The organism is Roseomonas sp. USHLN139, assembly GCF_037145735.1.
Lineage (GTDB): Bacteria > Pseudomonadota > Alphaproteobacteria > Acetobacterales > Acetobacteraceae > Pseudoroseomonas.
In genome coordinates this window covers 144,435-159,178 of record NZ_JBBCWY010000005.1, presented here as the reverse complement: position 1 = coordinate 159,178, position 14,744 = coordinate 144,435, and the positions used below count along the sequence as shown (strand labels likewise).

Here is a 14,744-nt window from a genome sequence, read left to right as displayed (position 1 = left end):
TGGCCATGCGCCCCTTCCTGCCGCTGGTGCCGCTGCTGGTCCTGCTGCTGGTCGCCCTGGCCGGCTGCGGCGCGCTGGACCCCTATGAACGGCCCGGCACATGGCGTCCGGGCCGGGTGAACGAGGCCAATCTGCAGGCGATGCTGGCCGATCCGGCGCATCGCGACCGGGGCGTGGCGGCGGACGGGACCGATGGCGCCCTGGCCGGCGCCGCCATCGAGCGGCTGCGCGAGGGCAAGCCGCGGCCGCTGCCGGAGATCACGCTGGGCCGCCAGGGCGGGGGCAGCCCCTGATGGCCGGCGAGCGTGGCGAGGGCTCCGGCGGCGAGGAAAGCCGTGCCCGCAAGCCGCTGATCGGCTTCGCCCGCGACGCCGCCACCGAGGCGGCGCTGCGCGAGGGCTTCGCCGAGGCGCTGCCGGGCGGCAGCGACATCCGCCGCGGCAGCCTGCAGGACGCCATCGCCGCCATGCGGCAGGAGCCGACGCCGCAGCTGCTGCTGGTCGATGTCAGCGGCGAGGCGCAGCCGCTGGCCGGGCTCGAGGATCTGGCGCATGTGCTGGAGCCCGATGTCCGCGTGCTGGTGGTCGGCGAGCGCGAGGACATGGATTTCTACCGCCGCCTGACCCGCGGCCTCGGCGTGCACGAATACCTGTTCAAGCCGCTGGTGCCGGAGATCGTGGCGCGGCTCTTCGCCACGGCGCTGGGCGGGCTGAGCCCGCTGGCGGAGGGCGGCATCCGCGGCGGCCGCGTCATCACCGTCACCGGCGCGCGCGGCGGCAGCGGCGCCAGCACCCTGGCCGTCAACCTCGCCTGGCATCTGGGCCAGCTGGAGCGGCGGCACAGCCTGCTGCTGGACACCGACCTGCATTGCGGCGCCGCGGCCCTGCTGCTGGGCGGCAAGCCCGGCCCGGCGCTGCGCGAGGCGCTGCAGAATCCGGAGCGGCTGGACGAGCTCTATGTCGAGCGCGCGGTGCAGCCGGTGGGTCCCCGCCTCGGCCTGCTGGCCGCCGAGGAGGCGCTGCAGCAGGCGCTGCCCGCCGTGCCGGGCGCCGCGGCGCGGCTGCTGGCGCTGCTGCAGCGGCGCTACAATTTCATCGTCATCGACCTGCCGTTCCGGCCGCAGCCGCTGTTCGGCGACCTCTTCGAGCTGGCGAACCAGCGGGTGATCGTGCTCGACCCCTCGCTGCCGGCGCTGCGCGAGACGCTGCGGCTGGGCGCCTGGCCGGCCAGCCCGAACCAGGCGCGCCGCCCGGTGCTGGTGCTGAACAAGGCCGATCGCCCGGGCGGCCTGCAGCGCGCCCAGGTCGAGGCGGTGCTGCAGCAGGCGCCCGATGTGGTCATCCCGCATCTGCCGCGCCCGCTCGCCGCCGCCGAGGCCGAGGGGCTGCCGGCGCTGCAGCGCTGCGGGCCGCTGCGCGAGGCCATCGCCGAGCTGGCGCAGGAGACCGGCTCGGTGCAGCGCCTGGCACGCTCCCGGCCGGGCTGGCTGGGCTGGCTCGGCCGCCGCCGGGGCTCCTCCCTGCCGGAGGCGGGGAAGGCCGCCGCGCCGCGCGATGCCGCCGGCGGCCCGGGCGCCACCCCGGCCCGCGCCCGGCCATGAAGCCCGCCAGCTTCGGCCGCCGCCCCAGCGAGGCAGCGGCACCCGCCGGCGCCACCCCTCCCCGCGCCATGCCCGCGGCCGCGGCGCCGGCCGCCGCGCCGCCGCCGCTGGCGACGCCGCTGCTGGAACTGCGCCAGCTCTGCATGACGCGGATCGACCCCTCGCAGATCGCCGGCAGCAGCCCAGAGCGGCTGATCCCGGAGATCGAGCGCCTGCTGACCGAGATCGCCAATGAGCGCCGCCTGCAGCTCAATGCGCGGGAGCAGCACCAGCTCGCCCTGGAGCTGGTCGACGACATGCTGGGGCTCGGGCCGCTGCAGCCGCTGCTGGACGATGACAGCATCGCCGACATCATGGTCAACGGCCCGCAGCGCGTCTTCGTCGAGCGGCGCGGCCAGCTGACGCTGGCGCCGGTGCAGTTCCGCGACCACCAGCACATCGCCGGCATCGCCCAGCGCATCGCCGCCGGCGTCGGCCGCCGCATCGACGAGAGCAGCCCGATGGTCGATGCCCGGCTGGCCGATGGCAGCCGCGTCAACATCGTCTTCCCGCCGCTGGCGATCGACGGCCCCTGCCTGTCGATCCGCAAGTTCGCCCGCCGCGCCATCGACTTCGCCACGCTGGTGGAGCTGGGCTCGATGCCGGTGGGGGCGGCGCGCATCCTGGAGATCGCCGCGCGCTGCCGGCTGAACGTGCTGATCTCGGGCGGCACCGGCTCGGGCAAGACGACGCTGCTCAACGCCATGAGCCGGCTGATCGACCATGGCGAGCGCGTCATCACCGTCGAGGACGCCGCCGAGCTGCAGCTGCAGCAGCCGCATGTGGTGCGGCTGGAGACGCGGCCGGCCTCGCTGGAGGGGCGCGGCGAGGTGACGCAGCGCGACCTGGTGCGCAACGCGCTGCGCATGCGGCCCGACCGCATCATCATCGGCGAGGTGCGCGGGCCCGAGGCCTTCGACATGCTGCAGGCGATGAACACCGGGCATGACGGCAGCATGTCCACCATCCATGCCAACAACACCCGCGACGCGCTGACGCGGGCCGAGAACATGGTGCAGATGGGCAATCTGGGCCTCGCCCCGCGCGCCATCCGCATGCAGATGGCGAGCGCGCTGAACCTGGTGATCCAGGCCGAGCGGCAGCGCGACGGCGTCCGCCGCCTGGTGCAGGTCACCGAGGTCTGCGGGCTGGAGGGCGATGTTTTCATCCTGAACGACATCTTCCAGTTCGAGTTCGGCGGCGAGACGCCGGATGGCCGCATCACCGGGCACTACAAGGTGAGCCGCGCGCGCCCCGCCTTCCACGACCGGCTGACCTATTTCGGGCTGGAGCGCGCCTGGGCCAGCGCGCTGGGGGAGGCCGAGCGGTGAGCCCGCCGCCGCTCCCGGGACCGTCCCTGTTGCTGCCGCTCCTGCTGCTCGGCCTGCTGCTGCTCCTGCTGCTGGGCGGGCTGGCCCTGCTGCTGGTGGCGCGCCGGCGCGGCCGCCAGGCGCGGCGCTGGCAGGCGGTGCTCGGCCGCTACCGGACCCGCGGCCAGGCGGCGCCAGCGGCCCCGCTGCGGCGGCCGCGCACGCTGCTGGAATGGCTGTCGCCGCTGCTCGGGCTCGAGGCCTATCTGGCGCACCGGCCGGGGCGGCAGGCCTGGCGGCCGCTGCTGCCGGCGCTGCCCGCGGCGGCGCTGCTCTGCTGGCTGGCGGCGCCGCTGCTGGGCGGCGCGGCCTGGCTGGCCTGGCCGGCGCTGGCGCTGCTCGGAATCCGCCTGCTGGCGCGGCGCGCCGAGGCGCAGCGGCGGCGCCTGCTCTATGTCCAGTTCCCCGATGCGCTCGGCATGATCGTGCGGGCGGTGCGGGTCGGCGTGCCGGTGACCGAGGCGCTGCGCGTCGTCGCCCGCGAGGCGCTGGCGCCGACCGCGCAGGAATTCACCCGCCTGGCCGATCTGGTCGCCATCGGCCAGCCGCTGGACCAGGCGCTGGCCGCCATGGCGCGACAATCCGGCCTGCCGGAATACCGCTTCTTCGCCGTCGCCCTGGTGCTGCAGAGCCAGACCGGCGGCAGCCTGAACGAGACGCTGGAGAATCTGGCCGATGTGATCCGCCGCCGCGTCGCGCTCCGCGCCCGCGCCCGGGCGCTGGCCACCGAGGCGCGCACCAGCGCCATCGTGCTGGGCTGCCTGCCGCTGCTGGCAGCGGGCGGGCTCTATCTCGTCTCGCCCGGCTATATCCTGCTGCTGGTCGAGCATCCGACCGGCCACACCATCCTGGCCAGCGCCGCCGGGCTGCTGCTCTGCGGCATCCTGGTGATGCGCGGCATGCTGCGGAAGGCGCTGGAATGACGGGGATGCCGACCGGCGCGCCGCTCGCCCTCGGCCTGGCGCTGCTGCTGCTCCTGCTGCTGCTGGGCGGCGTCGCGCTGCTGCTGCCGCAGCTGCGGCGGGAGGCGCGGGTCAAGGCCCGCCTGGCGGCGCTGCGGCTGCGCCAGGAAGCCGCCGTGGCGCCGGCCGCGCCGCTGCCGCAGCGGGCGCTGGCCGGGCTCGGCCTGCTGCTGCTGCGCTCCGGCCTGCTGCCGCGCGACACGCTGGCGGCCTGGAAGGCGATGCTGGTGGCAGCGCATTTCCGCCAGGACCGGGCGCTCGCCCTGCTGGCCGGCGCCAAGCTGCTGCTGATGCTGCTTCTGCCGGTGGCGGCCTGGCTGCTGCTGGCGCCGCTGCTGCAGGACGAGGCCATGCTGCTGCTCGGCGCCCTGGCCGCCGCGGCGCTCGGCCTGCTGCTGCCGGATGCGATGCTGGCGCAGCGCCGCCGCGCCCGGCTGCAGGCGGTGGAGCGCGGCCTGCCCGATGCGCTCGACATGATGGTGATCTGCGCCGAGGCCGGGCTCGGGCTGGAGGCGGGGATCGAGCGCGTGGCACTGGAGATCGCCCCGGCGCATCGCGCCGTCGCCGAGGAATTCGCCGTCACCGCGCAGGAGCTGCGGATCGCCGCCGACCGGCGGCTGGCGCTGCAGTCGCTCGGCACGCGGCTGCAGCTCGAGCCTCTGAAGCGGCTGGCGGCGACGCTGGTGCAGACGCTGCAATACGGCACGCCGCTGACCCAGGCGCTGCGCGGCCTCGCCGCCGAGCTGCGGCAGGAGCAGCTGGTGCGCTTCGAGACCCGCGCGGCCCGCCTGCCGGTGCTGCTGACCCTGCCGATGGTCGTCTTCATCCTGCCCACCATCTTCCTGGTGCTGGCCGGGCCGGCGGTCATCCAGATCCTGCCCTCGCTGTGAGGCGGCGGCGGCAGGGCGGACGATCTGACGGACGGCGCGGCGCGGCGGCGCTGGAATTCGCGCTCTGCGCCCTGCCGCTGCTGCTGATCCTGACCGCCATGCTGGAATTCGCCTGGCAGCTGGCGATCAATGCCGGCCTGGAATTCGGCGCCCGCTACGCCGCGCGGCTCGGCGTCACCGGCGCCAGCCTCGGCGCGGGCACGCCGCAGCAGGCGCTGACGCGGGCGGTGCTGGACCGGGTGCCGCTGCTGCAGGCCTCCCGCTTCACGCTGGAGCTGCGCTTCTGGGGCGACCTCGCCAGCCTCGGCAATGCCGCCACGGCGACCAGCGGCATGGGCGGCGCCGGCGCGATCGTCGAATACCGGCTGCGCTACAGCGCGCCGCTGCTGACACCGCTGGGCCGCGCCGGCTGGGGCCAGGCCATCGAGCATCGCGCCGTGGTGATGGTGCAGAATGAGAATTTTCCCTAGGGGCCGCCGTGGCGTGGCCGCGGTCGAATTCGCGCTGGCGGCGCCGTTCCTGCTGCTGCTGCTGCTGGGCATGGCCGATCTCGGCCTCTGGCTGCGCGGCTGGTCGCGGCTGAACCGCATCTCGGCCGAGCTCGCCGACATCATCACCCGGCGCGACCGCCTGGATGCCGGCGGGCTGGCCGCCATCGTCGCCGCCGGTCAGGCCATGGCGGGCGGGATCGACGTCACCGGCGACCAGGGCGCCACCATCATCTCCGCGGTGCAGGGCAGCGGCGCGGCCAATACCATGCTGTGGCAGAAGCGCACCGGCAGCAGCCGCTTCGCCAGCCGCTTCGGCAAGGCGGGCGCGGCGGTGGTGCTGCCCGGCCAGGTGCTGGTGCGCGCCGGCGAGACGGTGATCATCGCCGAGCTCTTCACCAGCGGCGGGCCCTGGGTGCTGGGGCGGCGGCTGTTCGCCGGCAGCGCCGCGCCCGCTGTCATCGCCGTCCATGCCATCTACCATCCGCGCGGCAACCTGCTGGCGGCCGAGCCGCAATGAGGCGGCGGGGCTGGCGCGACCGGCGCGGCGGCGTGGCGCTGACGATCGCCCTCAGCCTGCTGCCGCTGCTCGCCGCCTGCGGCCTGGCGCTGGACCTGGCGCGCGGCTGGCTGGCGCAGTCGCGGCTGGCGACCGCCGTCGATGCCGCGGCGCTGGCCGGCGGTCGCGCCTTCAGCCGGCCGGCGGCCGAGCGCGAGGCGGCGGCGCTGATCCTGTTCTGGGCGAATTTCGGCCGGCAGGAGATCAACAGCGCCAGCAGCACGCTGGGCTTCATGGGGGCGGTGGCGCAGCCGCCGGTGATCGACCAGCCCGACGTCAACACGCTGCGCGTCACCGCCCGGGCCAGCCTGCCCACGGTCTTCATGCGGATCTTCGGCCAGTCCAGCATGGCGCTGCGGGCCAGCGCCACCGCCGCCGTGCAGACCGACGGGATGGAGCTGGCCATGGCGCTCGACATCACCGGCTCGATGTTTCCGAACGGCATTGCGGCGCTGCGCCTGGCGGCGGCCGATCTGGTGGGCATCCTCTACGGCGACAAGGAAACCATCCCCGGCCTCCGGGTCTCGATCGTGCCCTGGGCGGCCACCGTCAATCTGGGGGCCGGACACGCCGACTGGCTGGCGGCCGGGCTGCTCAGCGCCGCCGACTACCTGCCCAGCAGCTGGGCCGGCTGCGTCGAGGCGCGGGGCAACGGCCATGACGCGACCGATGCGCCGCCCTCGGTCGCGCCCTTCACGCCCTATCGCTGGGCCTCGACGCTGAACCGCTACTACAGCGGCACGACGGTGGTGGCCGGCGACAATGACTGGTCGCTGACGCGGGTGACCGAGGCCGACCGCTCGCTGCAGAATCTCGCCGTCGGGCCCAATCTCGGCTGCCCGGTCGACACGGTGCTGCCGCTGACCGCCGAGAAATCGACGCTGCTGGCCCGCATCGCCGCCCTGCAGGTCAGCTTCCGCGGCGGCACCATCTCCAATCTCGGCCTGCAGGCGGCCTGGTTCACCATCAGCCCGCGCTGGCGCGGCCTCTGGGGCGATGCCAGCCTGCCGCGCGACGACGGCGTGCCGGGCAACCGCAAGGTCGTGGTGCTGATGACCGACGGGCAGAACAACTGGTTCGACTATCCGGCCGGCGCGCCGGGCGCCGCCCCCGTTCCCTATGACGGCCAGACGGTCGATGCCGATTACACCGGCTATGGCCGCCTGGCGGAGAACCGGCTGGGGATCGTCACCCCCGTCACCGGCACCCTCGCCGCGCGCACCGCCGCCGCCATCGCGCTGAACAAGGCCGCCATCTCTGACAGGATGCAGGCGATGTGCACCCTGCTGAAGGCGCAGGGCATCACCGTCTACACCATCACCTTCAATCTCAACGATGCGGCAACCCAGAGTCTCTACAGGAACTGCGCATCCACCATGACGGGCTACTTCAACAGCCCGAATCAGACGGCGCTGCGCCAGGCCTTCACCCAGATCGGCAATGAGCTGGTGACGCTGCGCCTCACGCGATGATCGCCCACCCGCGACCCGGAGCGCAGAATGCGCCAGATCTGCCGGCTTCTCCTGCTGCTCCCCCTGCTGGCCGCCTGCGCGGCGCCGCGCGCCAGCGAACCGCCGACACTGTCCGCCGCCGCCCGGCTGCGGCTGCTCGAGGCGCAGCTGCCGGAGGCCGGCGGGCCGGGCGAGTATCCGGTGCTGCGGCGCCTGGCCGAGGCGGCGCCGGAGGATGCCGCGCTGCAGGACCGCCTGGCCCGCGCCGCCGAGCGCGCCGGCCAGCCGGCCGAGGCGCTGGCGGCGCAGGAGCGCGCCATCGCCCTGGGCGGCAGCTCGGCCGACCGGCTGGCGGCGCGTGGCCGCCTCGCGCTGCTGGCCGGGGATCTGCCGCTGGCCCGGCGCAGCTTCGAGGCGGCGCTGCTGGCCGAGCCCGGCCTGGTCGCGGCGATGAGCGGGCTGGCCGTCTGCCACGACCTGGCCGGCGAGCCGGCCGAGGCGCAGCGCTGGCACCAGGCGGCGCTGCTGACCGCCCCGGCGGACTGGCCGGTGCGGGTGAATTACGCCATGTCGCGGCTGCTGGCGGCGCAGCCGGCCGAGGCCGCCCGCCTGCTGGCGGCCGCCGAGCAGGACCCGGCCGCGCCGCGCCGCGCCCGCCACAACCTGGCCCTGGCCCTGGCGGCGCAGAACCGCCCTGCCCTGGCCGAGACCGTGCTGTCGCGCGACATGGCGCCGCCCGAGGCGCGCGCCCTGGTCGTGGCCTTCACGCAATGGGCGGCGCAGCGCGGCCGGCCCTGACGCGCCGGCAGCCGGCGGCCGTCATCCTTCTGTCATCGGCAGGCGGCCAGGAAGCCTGCTAGGATCGGGCTTCCCCAATCCTTGCCGGATGCGCCGATGCCGCCTGCCGCTTCCTACCGCCCGCGGCGCGCCGCGCTGTTCCTGATCTTCCTGCGGCTGGGGCTGACCAGCTTCGGCGGGCCGGTCGCGCATCTCGGCTATTTCCGCACCGAATTCGTCACCCGCCGCGGCTGGCTGTCCGAGGCCGCCTTCGCCGAGCTGCTGGCGCTCAGCCAGTTCCTGCCCGGCCCGGCCAGCAGCCAGCTCGGCTTCGCCATCGGCCTGCGCCAGGGCGGGCTGCCGGGCGGGCTGCTGGCCTGGCTGGGCTTCACCCTGCCCTCGGCGCTGCTGATGCTGGCGGCGGGGCTGGCGGGCGGGCTCTGGGCCGGCGGCGCGGGGGCGGCGCTGGTGCACGGGCTGAAGCTGGTGGCGGTCGCCGTGGTCGCCCAGGCGGTCTGCGGCATGGCGCAGAGCCTCTGCCCCGACACGCCGCGACGCCTGCTCGCCCTGGCCGCGCTGCTGTTCCTGCTGGCCTTTCCCACTCCGCTCGCCCCGTTCGTTTGCCTGGTGGCCGGCGCCGTGCTCGGCCTGACGATGCTGCGGCCGGCCCGCGAGGTGCCGCAGCCCGGGCCCGCGGCGGCGCCGATCCCGCTCTCGGCGCTGGTGGCGCTGGGGGCCTTCGCGCTGCTGCTGCTCGGCCTGCCGCTGCTGGCCGCGGCCGGCGGACCGCTCTGGCTGTCGCTCAGCGCGATCTTCTACCAGGCCGGCGCCCTGGTCTTCGGCGGCGGCCATGTGGTGCTGCCGCTGCTCGAGGCATCGCTGGTGCCGGCGCTGCTGCCGGCCGACCGCTTCCTCGCCGGCTATGGTCTGGCGCAGGCCCTGCCGGGTCCGCTCTTCACCCTGGCGGCCTATCTGGGCGCGGCGGTGGACGGGGTCGGCGGCGCGGTCGTTGGCACGCTGGCCATCTTCCTGCCCGGGCTGCTGCTGCTCTACGGCGCCCTGCCGCTCTGGGCGCGGCTGCGCGCGCAGCCGGCGGCACGCGGCGGGCTGCTCGGGCTGAATGCCGTGGTGGTGGGCATCCTGGCCGCCGCCCTGGTCGATCCGATCGCGGTCTCCAGCCTGCGGGGGCCGGGCGACGCGGTGATTGCCCTGGCCGGCTTTCTGGCGCTGGTCAGCGGGCGGCTGAACGGCCTGGCGGTGCTGGCGGCGATCGCCGGGGCCGGCGCGCTGCTGGCCCTGGCCTGACGGGTCAGCGCCCCGGGCCGGCACCCGGCTCGATGCCGCCGGCCGCGCGGACCAGGGTGGCGAGCGCCGCCGGCGCCTCGCGCGGATGGCGCAGGCGGAGCAGCGGCAGCCCGGCCCAGGCCTCGCCGGCCAGCAGCGCCTCCAGCGCCACCCGCCGGCCGCGCCATTGCGACCAGGCCCAGCGGATCGGGTGGCTGGCATGGAGGAAGTTCTGCCAGCGCTCGCGATTGCCGTTCCACAGCGCCTGCCGCGTGGCGGCGCGCCGGATCGAGCGCCAGATCACCCGCCGCATCACCGGCAGCCGCTCATAGTCGAGCCAGACGAGATGCGTGGCGCGGCCCCAGGTCAGGTCGCGGGTGGCGCTGTAGTTGCCGTCGACCACCCAGCCGTCGCCCGCGGTCGCCGCGGCGACGCGGGCGCGGAAATCCTCGGGGCTGGCCTGGCGCCAGCCGGGCTCCCAGAACAGCGCGTCCAGCTCGATGTGGCGCAGGCCGCAGGCCGCCGAGAGCTGCCGCGCCAGGGTGCTCTTGCCGGCGCCGGAAATGCCGATGATGACCACGCGCATGAAGCCCGCCCCCTCGTGCCGCGACGGCTTTCTATCGCGGCCGATACGGCGATGCCTAGGTCAGCACCGCCTGGCTGGCGCCGACGATGCCGCGGGCGGTGACCGAGATCAGGCTGAGGCTGCCCTGCGCCGCCGGCTCGGCGATGACGGCCTCGCCCGCCAGCATGGCGGCCAGCATCCGGGTCATGTCCTGCTTCCAGGCGACCGCGCCCTCCTGTCCCGGATCGGCCAGGCCCATCGCGCGGCGCAGCAGGTCGCGGACATTGTGCACCTCGCCCGCCCCGTCGATCACCTGGCCGAGCGACAGCGGATCGTCGGAGAACAGGGCCTCGTGCAGCGCCTCCGGTGACAGCAGGCTGGCGGTGACCGTGCCGCCCGGATAGGCGATGCCGATGACGATGCTGTCCTGCCCCTGGGCGCGGCGGTCGGCCAGCTGGCCATAGAGCCCGGCCACCAGGCTGCCGCGGTCCTTTGGGTCCAGCGCCTGCAGCATCGGCCCGATCGCCCGGTCCAGCCGCGCCTGCTGGGTCGGCGCCAGGCCGAGCCGGTCGCCGCGCAGGTCGAGGGTGACGGCAGGCGGGCGCGGCGGCGGGGCCGCGGCCCCGACTGGCGCCCTGGCCGGGTCGGGAGGCCGCGGGTCCGGGGACGGCAGGGCCGGGGCAAGGGCGCCGATGCGGGACATGGCCTCTCGGTAACCCGGCCACCGCAATGATCTGTTAACCGGTACGGAAGCGGGGGTGTTGCCGCTTCGCGCGGCAGCCGCCGCGCCCGCAGGCAGCCGGCCGCCTGGCGCCGCGGTTTTCCCGCCGGACCGCCCGTTGACAGGGCAGCCGCTTCCGGGCGGGATCGCGGCTTCGATGCGGTGGGGATGCGCGATGAGCGGGCATGAATACGATCTGGTGGTGCGCGGCGGCACGCTGGCCACGGCGGCCGAGGTCTTCGAGGCCGATATCGGCATCAAGGATGGGGTGATCGCCGCGCTCGGCCGCAACCTGCCGCGCGGCACGCAAGAGATCGCCGCCAAGGGCATGATCGTCACCCCGGGCGGGCTGGATTCCCATTGCCACCTGGAAGAACTCGGCCAGGACGGCTCGGCGCAGGAGGAGAGCTTCGCCTCCGGCTCGGCGGCGGCGCTGGCCGGCGGCACCACCAGCTTCATCTGCTTCCTGCCGCAGTGGAAGGGCCATTCCCTGGCCGCCAGCGCCCCCGGCTACGAGGCGCGCGCCGCGGCGTCGCGGGCGGATTATTCCTTCCACCAGATCATCACCGACCCGACGCCGGAGGTGATGGAGAAGGAGGTCCCGGCGCTGATCGCCCGCGGCATCCGCAGCCTCAAGGTCTTCCTGACCTATGACCCGCTGCGGCTCGACGACCGGCAGTTCATCGAGGTGCTGGCGACGGCGCGGCGCCATGGCGCCTTCGTCACCGTCCATTGCGAGAATTTCGACGCCATCGGCTGGCGGATCGAGGCGCTGCTGAAGGCCGGCCTGACCGATCCGCTGCAGCACGCCTGGTCGCGCCCGCCGGTGGTCGAGCGCGAGGCGACGCATCGCGCCATCGCCCTGGCCGAGCTGGTCGACCAGCCGATCCAGGTCTTCCATGTCTCCTGCGAGGAGGCCGCCGCCGAGATCGCGCGCGCCAAGGCCCGCGGGTTGAAGGTCTGGGGCGAGACCTGCCCGCAATACCTGACCCTGTCGCATGACGACCTAGTCGGGCCCGACTTCGCCGGCTCCAAGGCGGTCTGCTCCCCCGCCCTGCGCGCCAAGGGCGAGGAGGAAAAAATCTGGAAGCGGATCCAGGACGGGACGCTGGATGTCGTCACCTCCGACCATTGCGGCTTCTCCTTCGCGACGCAGAAGCGGGTGGCGGGCAGCAGCGCCTATGGCACCGGCACGGCGGCGGCACGGCCCGACGGCACGCCGATGTTCAACGCCATCCCCAATGGCGTGCCCGGCATCGAGACGCGGCTGCCGGTGCTGTTCTCCGAGGGCGTCTCCAAGGGTCGCATCGACCTGCCGACCTTCGTGCGCCTTAGCTCGGCCAATGCCGCGCAGCTCTTCGGGCTGGGCGGGCGCAAGGGCAGCCTGGCGCCGGGGGCGGATGCCGACCTGGTGCTGTGGAACCCCGATGCCGAGCGCACCATCCGCCAGGCCGAGCTGCACCACGCCATCGACTACACCCCCTGGGAGGGCTTTTCCGTCAAGGCCTGGCCGCAGGTGACGATCCGCCGTGGCGAGGTCGCGGTGCGCGATGGCGAGGTGCTGGCCCCGCCGGGCTCCGGCCGCTTCCTGGCGCGCGGGCCTTATGCCCTGGCGCGGCCGCGCGGCGTGGTGCCGGACGGCTTCGACGCCGCCTCGGCCTGAGGGCGACGCGGATGGCCGGCTTCACCATCGCCCCCGCGACGACGGAAGACGACCTGGCCGCCATCCGCGCGCTGTTCGCCGCCTATGTCGAATCGCTTGGCGTCGACCTGGCCTTCCAGGGCTTTGCGGAAGAGCTGGCCGGGCTGCCGGGAAAATACGCGCCGCCGGCCGGCGCCCTGCTGCTGGCCCGCGGCGAGGCCGGCCAGCCGATCGGCTGCGTCGCGCTGCGGCGCCTGGCGCAGCCGGGGGTGGCCGAGATGAAGCGCCTCTATGTCGCGCCGGCGGGCCGCGGCCAGGGCCTGGGCCAGGCCCTGCTCGACGCCCTGCTGGCGGAGGCCCGGAGGCGTGGGCTGACAGAAATCCGGCTGGACACGCTGCCGGGCATGGCGGCGGCGCAGGGCCTCTATCTCAAGGCGGGCTTCGCCCCGATCGACGCCTATTACCCGACGCCGATCGAGGGCACCCGCTTCCTGGCGCTGAGGCTTTAGGGCTTCGCCGGGATGGTCAGGCCGCGCTGCACGGCGGGACGGGCGAGCCCCGCCTCCAGCCAGCGCGGTATTTCTGTCAGTTTGTCGTATTCGACGAGCTCGCCGGCGCCATAGAAGCCGATCAGGTTGCGCACCCAGCCCAGCAGGGAAATATCGGCGATGGAATACTCGTCGCCCATGATCCAGGGGCGGCCGGCCAGCCGCGTCTCCAGCACGCCGAGCAGCCGCTTCGATTCAGCGGCGTAGCGCTGCAGCGGCCGCTTGTCCTCGATCTCGCGCCCGGCGAATTTGTGGAAATAGCCGAGCTGGCCGAAGATCGGCCCGACGCCGCCCATCTGGAAGAAGACCCACTGGATGGCCTGGATGCGCTGCCCCGGATCGGCGGGCAGCAGCCGGCCGGTCTTCTCGGCCAGATACAGAAGAATGGCGCCGGATTCGAACAGCGGCAGCGGTTTCCCGCCCGGCCCGTCCGGATCGATGATCGCCGGGATCTTGCCGTTCGGATTGAGCGACAGGAATTCCGGCGTCCATGTCTGGTTCTGCCCGATATCGACGAAATGCGGCTCGTAGGGCAGGCCCAGCTCCTCCAGCGCGATCGAGACCTTCACCCCGTTCGGCGTCGGCGTCGAATAGAGCTGGATGCGGTCCGGATGCGCGGCCGGCCAGCGGCTGGCAATGGGAAAGCCCGAAAGATCGGCCATGGCATGGTCTCCCGCCTGGTTGGGTCCCGGCGATCTTCGCGGATCGCCGGGCTTCCGACCAGGGCGGGCAGAAACGTCAGGCCACCGCGTCGGCCAGCAGGCCCACCGCCAGGCCGTAATTCATCGGCGAGTTGTAGCGCCGGATGGTCCGCAGGTTGGGCAGGCCGAGGAAGACCTGGCTGCTGCTGCGGGTCGGCACCGCGACATAGGCCTCGCCGCTGGCCGGCAGCGCCGAGCCATCGGCGCGGCGCCAGCCCATGCGGCCCCAATCGGCCATCGAGCGCCGCGTCTCGGTGTCGGCGCGCTGGATGTCGAAGCCGGAAGGCGGCCGCGCCTCGATGGCCCAGCCGGCGCCGGGGGTCCAGCCGCTGCGCGCCAGGTAGTTGGCGATCGAGCCCAGCGCGTCGCCGCGGTTGTCCCAGATGTCGCGATGGCCGTCGCCGTCGAAATCGATGGCCAGCCGCTCGAAGCTGGTCGGCATGAACTGCGGCTGGCCCATGGCGCCGGCCCAGGAGCCCATCATCCGCTCCGGCGCCACGTGGCCGGCCTGCAGGATGCGCAGCGCCGCCATCAGCTCGCTGCGGAAGAAGCTGGCGCGACGGCCTTCCCAGGCCAGGGTCGCCAGCGCCTCGACCACCTTGAAGCCGCCGGTGTTGCTGCCGTAGTTGGTCTCCATCCCCCAGATGGCGACGACGACGCGGGCCGAGACGTTGTAGCGCGCCTCGATCGCCTGCAGCAGCGGCCGGTTCTCGGCATAGACGCGGCGGCCATTGGTGATGCGGGTCTGCGAGACGATGCGCTCGCGATACTGCTCCCAGGTCAGCACGCCCTCAGGCTGCTTGCGGTCCAGCTCCAGCACGCGCGGGATCGGCTTCGCATTGCCCAGGGCGCGCTGCAGGATGTCCTGGCTGACGCCGTTGCGCGCCGCCTCCTGCCGCACCCCGGCCAGGAAGCGGTTGAAGCTGGCCTCGTCGATCACCGGCGCGGCCGCCTCGGTGGCGGGCGGCGGGGCGACGGGCGCCGGGCCCGCCAGCGGTGTCGGCGGCGCCAGCGGCGCGGTGCCGGCAGGGGCCGCCCCGGGCGGGGTGGCAGAGGAGCAGCCGGCGAGCAGCGCGCCGCTGCCGAGCAGGAAGGAACGACGATCTGGCATGGCGCGACAGGTGCCAGCTTGCGGCAGCCGATGCAA

General features: G+C 74.2%; 16 protein-coding genes. 12 read left to right on the top strand and 4 right to left on the bottom strand.

What is annotated here, in order from left to right:
• Positions 1-5: 5 nt before the first annotated feature.
• The 10 genes from WFI16_RS15605 to chrA all read left to right on the top strand — a co-directional run bounded on the left by WFI16_RS15605 (position 6) and on the right by chrA (position 9,441).
• A complete protein-coding gene (locus tag WFI16_RS15605; protein WP_419898750.1) occupies positions 6-293 on the top strand; it encodes a hypothetical protein in 288 nt (95 codons plus the stop codon).
• Positions 293-1,600 carry an AAA family ATPase gene (locus WFI16_RS15600; protein ID WP_419898749.1) on the top strand — a complete coding sequence of 436 codons (1,308 nt, stop codon included), beginning with the start codon at positions 293-295 and terminating at the stop codon, positions 1,598-1,600. Before WFI16_RS15605 ends, WFI16_RS15600 begins: the two co-directional genes overlap by 1 nt.
• Positions 1,597-2,970 carry a CpaF family protein gene (locus tag WFI16_RS15595; RefSeq protein ID WP_419898748.1) on the top strand — a complete coding sequence of 458 codons (1,374 nt, stop codon included), beginning with the start codon at positions 1,597-1,599 and terminating at the stop codon, positions 2,968-2,970. Before WFI16_RS15600 ends, WFI16_RS15595 begins: the two co-directional genes overlap by 4 nt.
• A gap of 29 nt (positions 2,971-2,999) precedes the next feature.
• On the top strand, positions 3,000-3,932 hold the full coding sequence (locus WFI16_RS15590) for a type II secretion system F family protein (protein WP_419898747.1): 933 nt from the start codon (positions 3,000-3,002) through the stop codon (positions 3,930-3,932).
• Entirely contained in the window at positions 3,929-4,861 is a 933-nt protein-coding gene (locus WFI16_RS15585) for a type II secretion system F family protein (RefSeq protein WP_419898746.1), read from the top strand. Before WFI16_RS15590 ends, WFI16_RS15585 begins: the two co-directional genes overlap by 4 nt.
• Entirely contained in the window at positions 4,858-5,331 is a 474-nt protein-coding gene (locus WFI16_RS15580) for a TadE/TadG family type IV pilus assembly protein (RefSeq protein ID WP_419898745.1), read from the top strand. The genes WFI16_RS15585 and WFI16_RS15580 overlap by 4 nt, the downstream gene beginning before the upstream one ends.
• A gap of 13 nt (positions 5,332-5,344) precedes the next feature.
• Positions 5,345-5,869 (top strand): TadE/TadG family type IV pilus assembly protein, encoded by a 525-nt coding sequence (locus tag WFI16_RS15575; protein ID WP_419898744.1) that lies wholly within the window; start codon positions 5,345-5,347, stop codon positions 5,867-5,869.
• Positions 5,866-7,380 (top strand): vWA domain-containing protein, encoded by a 1,515-nt coding sequence (locus WFI16_RS15570; RefSeq protein ID WP_419898743.1) that lies wholly within the window; start codon positions 5,866-5,868, stop codon positions 7,378-7,380. Before WFI16_RS15575 ends, WFI16_RS15570 begins: the two co-directional genes overlap by 4 nt.
• A 27-nt stretch (positions 7,381-7,407) precedes the next feature.
• Complete coding sequence (locus tag WFI16_RS15565; protein ID WP_419898742.1) at positions 7,408-8,157, top strand: hypothetical protein; 750 nt, start codon at positions 7,408-7,410, stop codon at positions 8,155-8,157.
• 96 nt (positions 8,158-8,253) lie between these two features.
• Positions 8,254-9,441 carry a chromate efflux transporter gene (chrA, locus tag WFI16_RS15560; RefSeq protein WP_419898741.1) on the top strand — a complete coding sequence of 396 codons (1,188 nt, stop codon included), beginning with the start codon at positions 8,254-8,256 and terminating at the stop codon, positions 9,439-9,441.
• Positions 9,442-9,445: 4 nt separating this feature from the next.
• Here chrA and WFI16_RS15555 read toward each other — a convergent pair whose 3' ends face one another.
• On the bottom strand, positions 9,446-10,006 hold the full coding sequence (locus WFI16_RS15555) for an adenylate kinase (protein WP_419898740.1): 561 nt from the start codon (positions 10,004-10,006) through the stop codon (positions 9,446-9,448).
• 55 nt (positions 10,007-10,061) lie between these two features.
• Positions 10,062-10,688, bottom strand: coding sequence for a hypothetical protein (locus WFI16_RS15550; protein ID WP_419898739.1), 627 nt, complete (start codon positions 10,686-10,688; stop codon positions 10,062-10,064).
• A gap of 193 nt (positions 10,689-10,881) precedes the next feature.
• On the opposite strand from WFI16_RS15550, the gene hydA reads away from it, so the two are divergent.
• Together hydA and WFI16_RS15540 are read left to right on the top strand one after the other, a co-directional pair.
• Complete coding sequence (hydA, locus tag WFI16_RS15545; protein ID WP_419898738.1) at positions 10,882-12,369, top strand: dihydropyrimidinase; 1,488 nt, start codon at positions 10,882-10,884, stop codon at positions 12,367-12,369.
• Positions 12,370-12,380: 11 nt separating this feature from the next.
• Positions 12,381-12,857, top strand: coding sequence for a GNAT family N-acetyltransferase (locus WFI16_RS15540; protein WP_419898737.1), 477 nt, complete (start codon positions 12,381-12,383; stop codon positions 12,855-12,857).
• Here WFI16_RS15540 and WFI16_RS15535 read toward each other — a convergent pair.
• On the bottom strand, positions 12,854-13,558 hold the full coding sequence (locus WFI16_RS15535; RefSeq protein ID WP_419898736.1) for a glutathione S-transferase N-terminal domain-containing protein: 705 nt from the start codon (positions 13,556-13,558) through the stop codon (positions 12,854-12,856). The two genes, WFI16_RS15540 and WFI16_RS15535, sit on opposite strands and share 4 nt — an antisense overlap.
• Before the next feature lie 76 nt (positions 13,559-13,634).
• Positions 13,635-14,708, bottom strand: a complete 1,074-nt coding sequence (locus WFI16_RS15530) for a lytic murein transglycosylase (RefSeq protein ID WP_419898735.1) — start codon at positions 14,706-14,708, stop codon at positions 13,635-13,637.
• Between the last annotated feature and the right edge of the window lie 36 nt (positions 14,709-14,744).

Bases quoted from the DNA above. Each gene is read 5' to 3' on its own strand.
- WFI16_RS15550 (WP_419898739.1), bottom strand. From the start codon at position 10,688: ATGTCCCGCATCGGCGCCCTTGCCCCGGCCCTGCCGTCCCCGGACCCG.
- WFI16_RS15565 (WP_419898742.1), top strand. From the start codon at position 7,408: ATGCGCCAGATCTGCCGGCTTCTCCTGCTGCTCCCCCTGCTGGCCGCC.
- WFI16_RS15555 (WP_419898740.1), bottom strand. From the start codon at position 10,006: ATGCGCGTGGTCATCATCGGCATTTCCGGCGCCGGCAAGAGCACCCTG.
- WFI16_RS15585 (WP_419898746.1), top strand. From the start codon at position 3,929: ATGACGGGGATGCCGACCGGCGCGCCGCTCGCCCTCGGCCTGGCGCTG.
- WFI16_RS15570 (WP_419898743.1), top strand. From the start codon at position 5,866: ATGAGGCGGCGGGGCTGGCGCGACCGGCGCGGCGGCGTGGCGCTGACG.
- WFI16_RS15600 (WP_419898749.1), top strand. From the start codon at position 293: ATGGCCGGCGAGCGTGGCGAGGGCTCCGGCGGCGAGGAAAGCCGTGCC.
- WFI16_RS15605 (WP_419898750.1), top strand. From the start codon at position 6: ATGCGCCCCTTCCTGCCGCTGGTGCCGCTGCTGGTCCTGCTGCTGGTC.
- chrA (WP_419898741.1), top strand. From the start codon at position 8,254: ATGCCGCCTGCCGCTTCCTACCGCCCGCGGCGCGCCGCGCTGTTCCTG.
- WFI16_RS15540 (WP_419898737.1), top strand. From the start codon at position 12,381: ATGGCCGGCTTCACCATCGCCCCCGCGACGACGGAAGACGACCTGGCC.
- WFI16_RS15595 (WP_419898748.1), top strand. From the start codon at position 1,597: ATGAAGCCCGCCAGCTTCGGCCGCCGCCCCAGCGAGGCAGCGGCACCC.
- hydA (WP_419898738.1), top strand. From the start codon at position 10,882: ATGAGCGGGCATGAATACGATCTGGTGGTGCGCGGCGGCACGCTGGCC.
- WFI16_RS15535 (WP_419898736.1), bottom strand. From the start codon at position 13,558: ATGGCCGATCTTTCGGGCTTTCCCATTGCCAGCCGCTGGCCGGCCGCG.
- WFI16_RS15530 (WP_419898735.1), bottom strand. From the start codon at position 14,708: ATGCCAGATCGTCGTTCCTTCCTGCTCGGCAGCGGCGCGCTGCTCGCC.